The sequence below is a fragment of the Streptomyces sp. MB09-01 genome, assembly GCF_033794505.1.
Classification (GTDB): Bacteria; Actinomycetota; Actinomycetes; order Streptomycetales; family Streptomycetaceae; genus Streptomyces.
In genome coordinates, this window is sequence record NZ_JARAYQ010000423.1 from 1 (window position 1) to 4507 (window position 4507).

General features: G+C 70.2%; 3 protein-coding genes. 2 read left to right on the forward strand and 1 reads right to left on the reverse strand.

All coding sequences use genetic code 11. The features are described from left to right. The first annotated feature begins 161 nt into the window (after nt 1–161). Nucleotides 162–2021, forward strand: coding sequence for an ATP-binding SpoIIE family protein phosphatase (locus PV721_RS41475; protein ID WP_319733807.1), 1860 nt, complete (start codon nt 162–164; stop codon nt 2019–2021). 97 nt (nt 2022–2118) lie between these two features. On the opposite strand, the gene PV721_RS41480 is transcribed toward PV721_RS41475, so the two are convergent. Next, the gene (locus PV721_RS41480; protein ID WP_319733808.1) at nt 2119–3411 is read right to left on the reverse strand and encodes an MFS transporter; all 1293 of its coding nucleotides are present in this window, start codon (nt 3409–3411) and stop codon (nt 2119–2121) included. A gap of 133 nt (nt 3412–3544) precedes the next feature. Here PV721_RS41480 and PV721_RS41485 point away from each other — a divergent pair, with 133 nt between their 5' ends. Then, complete coding sequence (locus tag PV721_RS41485) at nt 3545–4081, forward strand: MarR family transcriptional regulator (protein WP_319733805.1); 537 nt, start codon at nt 3545–3547, stop codon at nt 4079–4081. Nucleotides 4082–4507: the final 426 nt, after the last annotated feature.

A 4507-nucleotide genomic window follows, 5' to 3' on the forward strand; every position in this document is an offset into this window, starting at 1 on the left:
ACCCCCCGAAGAACGGCCAGGGCTGACGTTGTCAGTGCGGTCGGCCACACTGGACGTGTGACCATAGGTGGGCTCACCCCTGCACAGAGTGACATCGTCCAGTCAGCGACCGCCCACGAGCGACACAGCGACCACTCGCGACACCACGAGGCTTGAACGCAGTGAACTTCACGCGCTGGAGCGCCCGGTTTCCCGGAACGCAGCGCCGCGCCGCCGCCCGGACCGAACACGCCGCCGCCCAGGCCAAGCGGGGTGAAGGCGCCGTCCCGGCAGCCCGCGGCGGCCGCGCCGACCCCGGAACCGAGCGGCCCACGCCCGCCGCCGACGGCCACCCCGCCGACCCCACGGTCTCCGGAACCGGCACGGGCACGGGCGACGGATCAGGCACCGGCACAGGCAGCGGCACCGGTCCCGCCGGCGGCACGACCACAGCCCAGCGGACCGGCGTCCTCACCGCCGTACCCTCCCCCGACGAGCTCTCCGTACGCGAGGTCCTCGGCCGGCTCCCCGCCCTGGTCGCCCTCGTCCACGGCCCCGAACACCGCGTCGCCTACGTCAACGACGCCTACACCGCCGGCTTCGGCGCCCGCACCCCCGGCGCCCCCGCCCACGAAACCCTTCCCGAACTAGGCGAGCTCGGCCTCCTCCCGCTCCTCGACCAGGTCCAGCGCAGCGGTAAGTCCCGTACGGCCAAGAACCGCACCGCACCCGGCGGCGCCCACTCGTACACCGTCACCTGCACCCCGGTGGAGTTCCCCAAGGCCAAAGCCAAGGCCAAGAGCGACACCCACACGGAAGCCGGAGCCGGGAGCGCGGCGGAGGCCCACCACACCGGCATCCTCATCCACCTCGCCGACGTCACCGACCACGCCGAGGCCGTCGAGCGGCTCCGCGCGAGCGAACGCCGCCAGCGCGAGGCCGCCGTCACCCTCCAGCGCTCCCTGCTCCCGCAGGAACTGGAACAGCCCGACGACCTGCGCATCGCCGCCACCTACCAGCCCGGCGGCACCGAGGCCGCCGTCGGCGGCGACTGGTACGACGTCATCACCCTCGGAGCCGGCCGCACCGCCCTCGTCATCGGCGACGTCATGGGCCGCGGAGTCCGCGCCGCCGCCGTCATGGGCCAGCTGCGCACCGCCGTCCGCGCCTACGCGCGCCTCGACCTGCCCCCGCACGAGGTGCTCCAACTGCTCGACGGCCTCGCCGCCGAGATCGACGCCAGCCAGATCGCCACCTGCGTGTACGCCGTCCACGACCCCAACGAGGGCCTCCTCGCATACGCCTCGGCGGGCCACCTCCCGATCCTGGTCCGCGACGAGGACGGCACCGTACGCAGAGCCGCCGACCCCACCGGCCCACCGCTCGGCACCGGCGGCTGGCTGCACACCTCGGGCACCATCGCCCTCGGCCCCGGCTCCACCGCCGTCCTCTACACCGACGGCCTCGTCGAACGCCGAGGCGAGGACATCGACGAGGGCGTCGCCGCCCTGGAACGCGCCCTCTCCGGCGCCCAGGGCACCCCGGCCGTCATCTGCGACCGCCTGATGCGCGCCCTCGGCGTGGACGCCGACCACGACGACGACGTCGCCGTGATGGTCCTCCAGCAGCCCGCCCGCACCGGCGCGGACGCCGAGCTCTTCCACAACGCCGCCCTGGAACTCCTCGGCGGCATCGAGGCGGCCCCCCGCGCCCGCGCCTTCGCCCAGGGAGTCCTCGCCTCCTGGCGCTTCCCGGTCGAGCTGTGCGACCTCGGCGTCCTGGCCGCCAGCGAGCTCGTCGCGAACTCGCTCCAGCACGGCACCCCGCCGATGCGCCTGCGCCTGCGGCGCACCGACCGCCGCCTGATCATCGAGGTCACCGACGGGGACGACCACCTCCCACGCCGCCGGCGCGCCGAACCGGGCGACGAGACCGGCCGCGGCATCTCGATCATCGCCACCATCGCCTCCTCCTGGGGCTCCCGGCGCACCCCGGGCGGCGGCAAGGCCGTCTGGTGCGAGTTCGCCCTGCCGGACAAGTAGCGGCCGAACGCACGGAAGGCCCCGGTCCACAAGGACCGGGGCCTTCCGCACATCCGTTCACTCGCACGTACGTATATACGTGCCCACACGTACGTGCCTACGCGCTCACGGGCTCCGCCGCGGCGGCCTTCGCCACCACGACCGGACCGCCCTGCGCCACGACCCGGCTCGCCATCCACGGGTTGTCCTGCGCCGGGCTCAGCCGCCTGCCGAGCCGCAGCGCCAGACCGGCGATCCCCAGCGACACGAGCACGAAGACGCCGATGTAGAGCATCGGAACGCCCGCGCCGAGCGGCACCCCGAGCGGCCCCAGCGCCAGCGCCATCTGCTTGACCAGCGCGAAGGCCGAGTTGTACTGGCCCACCGAGCCCTCGGGAGCCAGGTCTGCCACCAGCGGCGCCAGGGTCGGCGACAGCATGGCCTCGCCGATGCCGAAGAGCGCGTACGTGGTGATGAACGCGGCCGCGGCCATCATGGCGCTGCCGTGCCCCAGACCCGAGAACCCGGCGATGACCCACGCCACGGTCCAGATCAGACCGACGAGCGCGATCACACGGGACCGGCGGCGCTTCTCGACCAGCCTGAGCACGACGAACTGCGCGACGACGATCGCACCGGTGTTGGCGGCGAGCGCGAAACCGAGGGTGGACGGGGAGATCCCGGCGGCCTCGGTACCGAAGGCGGCCAGACCCGATTCGAACTGTCCGTAGCAGGCGAAGAACACCACGAAGCCCAGCACGCACAGCTGCACCATGGCTTTGTGCCGGAGCAGCCGCTTCCATCCGCCGCCCGCCTGTGCCGTGTCCTTGGGGCGGGCGTCCTTGAACCCCTGCACCTGCGGAAGGCGCACGGTGGCGATGACGCCGGCGAGCACCAGGAACATCACGGCCTCGATGCCGAACAGCAGCGTGAAGCTGCCGGGCCGGCTCTCGTCGACGATCTGACCGCCGATGAGACCGCCGATGCCCAGGCCCAGGTTCTGCATGAAGAACTGCAGGGCGAAGGCACGCGTCCGGGTGGACGGCGTGGAGCACCACACGATCATCGTGGCCAGCGCCGGCTGCATCACGGCCTGCCCGGCGCCGAGCGCCAGCGCGGACAGCAGGATGGGCACGATGCCGGTGGAGAGCCCGAGCGAGAGCGCACCCGCCGAGGCGGCCACGGCCGCACCCATGACCACGGGCACCGGACCACGGCGGTCGATGACCCGACCGGTGAAGGGCAGCGCGACGAGAGCGCCCAGGGCGAAGGCCACGAACGCGCTCGTGGCGGCCATCGAGCCCAGATCACGCACCTGCGCCACGTAGATGTAGAGGAACGGAACCGTGAAACCGATGCCGAACGCGGTCAGCGCGTTCCCGGCCTGGATCCGCCGCATCGCAGCGCCCATCACCTTGGTCACTTCTCACCTGCCTTTGAGAGCCGAAGACTGAAGACTTCAGAACTTCACATCTAAACTTCGATGTTTAACTCTACACATCGAAGGAGTTAGACGCCAACGGGCTCGTGCCATACTTCGACCCATGGGTGACACCCCCGACGGCACCACGCCCGTCCACGAGCCGAGCCTCGATGAGCAGATCGCCGTCTATCAGCGCGAGTTCCAGGACCTCGACCCACAGGTCGAGAAGGTCGTGTCGGCACTGAGCCGCCTCAACCGCCGGATGAACGTCGCGTACGGACGCCAGACCGCGGCGCTGGGCATCAGCAACGCGGAGTGGGAAGTCCTCAAGGCCCTGGTCATCTCCGGATCCCCGTACCGGATGGGCCCGAGCGAACTCGCGAAGCAGCTGGGCCTCACGCCGGCCGCGATGACCCACCGGATCGACCGCATGACCGCGGAAGGGCTGGTGACCCGCGAACGGGACGAGTCCAACCGGGTCCGCGTGATCGTGGAGCTCACCGACGAGGGCCGCAGCAAGTGGCTGGACGCGATGCGCGCGGCCACGGTCTTCGAGGAGGACCTCCTCCAGGACCTCTCCACGGCGGAGCGCGGGGTGCTGGGCGACATGCTCACCCGGCTGCTGGACCGCGTGGAGGACCTCCAGTCCCCCAGCTGACTGCCGGGGTTGACACGGCCCGCGTGGATCCGTAAGGTTCTTCGAGTTGTCCCTGAGCCGGAAGGTTTAGCGGCAACGAATCCCGCCGCCTTGTTGCGGCATCCAACTCAGCACGATCTCCCACTGGGAACGAATTCGGCATGCCCGAATTCATTTCCGAAGGCCGATTATGAATCGCCGGGGAAATCCACTAGAGTTCAGGAGTCGGAAGGGCCCAACAGCCCGGAAGACAAACCCCGCTGACTGGGGGTCGGGCCCGAAAGAGTCTGATAGAGTCGGAAACGCAAGAACACAGAACGAAAGCCCGGAGGAAAGCCCGAGAGGGTAAGTACAAAGGAAGCGTCCGTTCCTTGAGAACTCAACAGCGTGCCAAAAATCAACGCCAGAAGTTGATACCCCGTCCACTTCGGTGGATGAGGTTCCTTT